Source organism: Kitasatospora sp. NPDC057512, assembly GCF_042802135.1.
GTDB lineage: Bacteria > Actinomycetota > Actinomycetes > Streptomycetales > Streptomycetaceae > Kitasatospora.
On sequence record NZ_JBHVET010000988.1, the window covers coordinates 1 to 2493 of the forward strand.

Annotated in this window: 2 protein-coding genes; one reads left to right on the forward strand and one right to left on the reverse strand. The window is 72.7% G+C overall.

Features of this window, described 5'->3' with window-relative positions; all coding sequences use genetic code 11:
* A partial coding sequence (locus ACFU6K_RS36635) for a choice-of-anchor A family protein (RefSeq protein WP_380670609.1) occupies positions 1-1237 on the reverse strand: 1237 nt, incomplete at its 3' end.
* 237 nt (positions 1238-1474) lie between these two features.
* Between ACFU6K_RS36635 and ACFU6K_RS36640 the strand changes: the two genes are divergently transcribed.
* Positions 1475-2458 (forward strand): heme A synthase, encoded by a 984-nt coding sequence (locus ACFU6K_RS36640; RefSeq protein WP_380670611.1) that lies wholly within the window; start codon positions 1475-1477, stop codon positions 2456-2458.
* Positions 2459-2493 lie beyond the last annotated feature (35 nt).

Below are 2493 nucleotides of genomic sequence, written 5' to 3' on the forward strand. Positions count from 1 at the left end.
GCGGCAGCACCGGACCGGAGCCGGTGTGCGCCAGGTTGCCCCCGGCGTCCGGCTGGGCGGACGGGCTGCCCGAGGCCGTCGGAGCGGCCGTCGAACCGCCGGCCGACGGGCTGCCGCTCGCGCTGGGCTTGCCGCTCGTCGGAGCGGACGGGCCGCCCGAGGGGCTCGCCGAGCCGCTCGGGGCGGTCGACGCGCTCGGCGTGGCCGACGGCGAGCCGCTCGGCACGGTCGGCGGGACGGTCGGCGGCACCGTCGGGGTGCCGGACGGCGTCGGGACGGTGGTGCCCGGCAAGCAGCCGGCGAAGGGGTAGTGGTGCGTCTCGGCGCCGCCCTTGCCGGTCAGCGAGGCGGCGATCACCGAGCCGTTGACCGGGCCGCCGCTGCCGAGGTCGAAGGCGGCGTTCGGCGCGAGCACGGTGCCGGCCCAGGCGGCCTGGCTGTTCTTGACCACCTTGGTGGCGGTCGGGAAGTTCCAGAGCAGCTTGGCCCGGATCGCCCCGCCGGCGGCGCTCTGGTTCTTGTCGTCCAGCACGAAGGCCTTCTTGCCCTCGTCCCACAGGTGGAAGCCGGTGGTCCCGGCCGCCGCCATGTCGTACGAGCCGCCGGTCACGGTGACCACCGTGACCGCGCCGGCCGGCACCTTGAGGTAGACGTCCTTGGCGCCCTGGAGCTTCGCCGCGTCGACGGTGAAGCTGTTGTACTTCGCGTCGCCGCCGGTGAGCGTCAGCTTGCCGCCCTCGGCCTGGACGGTGGCGCCGGCGGTCTGCGGGACGGCGGCCAGCGAGGTGGCGGCGGCGCGCAGCTTGGCGAACTCGGCCTTGAAGTCGATCGGCGAGGGGCCCTGGTTGACGGTGCCCGCGTGGGCCTGGGCCACCGCGCCGTCGGCCTTGGAGCCGAAGACGCCGTTGCCCTTCATCACCTGGGTGTTGTGGCCGGTGATCCTGCCGGCCACGACCAGGGCGTTCTTGCCGGGGAGGGCGTCCACCTCTGCCTGGGTGAGCTCCTGGCCGACCGAGAAGCCGCCGGTGAAGTCGGCGTTGCCGCCGACCGCGACCGCGCCCTCGGCGTCGGGGGTGTGGGTGTCGTCGCCCTCGATGAACTCGCCGTAGAGGTTGGCGACCCCGAGGCTGCGGCACTCCTGGTCGGTGCCGACGGCCTGGGCGGCCGGCGCGACGAGCCCGGCCAGTGCGAGTGAGCCGCCTACCGCGAGCGCGGCGGCGGAAATGGATATGCGCATGTGCAGGTCTCCGCTTGCGTGCGGGCGTAGATGGGGGGAGGGGTCCTCAAAAAGGTATGGACCAATCCGCACTCTTTCGGCCAAACGGGTGATTGGTCAAGACCAATCACCTCCTTGACCGAACCGCCCCGCTTTGTCCGCGTGTCCCGCCCCGGCGTGTCGTCCGCCGGGAACTCCACCGCGCACGGCCACCCGCCGCCGCGCCCCGCCCCAAGATCGCCTGTAAGGCCGCCTACGATTGACCGCGTGCCTAATCCCTTCTCCCTGCTCGCCGAGCGCTGGCAGCCATCCGCCGAGATGGTCCGGCGTGCCACGTTCGCCGCGCTGGTGATGAGCGTGGTGATCGTCGTCACCGGCGGCGCCGTCCGGCTCACCGCCTCCGGCCTCGGCTGTACGACCTGGCCCCGATGCACCGACGAGAGCCTGACGCCCACCGCCGAGATGGGCTTCCACGGCGTCGTCGAGTTCACCAACCGGATGCTCACCTACGTGCTGAGCGCCGCCGTCGGCTGGGCCATCCTGGCCGCCCGCTGCCACCGGCCCTGGCGGCACAGCATGACCAGGCTCGGCTGGGCCCAGTTCTGGCTGGTGATGAGCAACGCCGTCCTCGGCGGCATCACCGTGCTGACCGGCCTCAACCCGTACACCGTGGCGCTGCACATGATCGCCGCGATGGCCCTGGTCTGGGTCGCGCTGCTGATGTGGGAGCGGTCCAAGGAGGGCGACGGCCCGCCGAAGCTCGTGGTGCCCCGCCCGGTCCACCAGCTCTCGTACGTCCTGGTCACCGTGATCGGCCTGCTCGTCGCGGCCGGCACCCTGGTGACCGGCGCCGGCCACCACCCGGGCACGCCCAAGGACAACAAGATCGTCCCGCGCATCCCGATCGACTACGACCGCCTCGCCCAGTTCCACGCCGACTTCGCGTTCGTGTCCGTGGGCCTGGCCATCGCGGCGATCTTCGTCCTCGCCGCCGTGAAGGCCCCCCAGCCGGCCAGGTCCCGCACCAAGGAACTGCTCGCCGTCCTCCTCCTCCAGGGCGTCCTGGGCTTCATCCAGTACTTCACCGACGCCCCCGAGCTCATGGTCGGCCTCCACATGCTCCTCGCGGCCCTGACCTGGATCGCCGCCCTGCGCATCCCCCTCGCCCTGCGCACCCGCGGCACCGAGGAAGTCCCAGCCGACACCCCGGCCCCGCGGACGCCCGAGACCGCCACCGTCTGACCCTCGCCGAAGGCTCCCATCCCCCGGGATGGGAG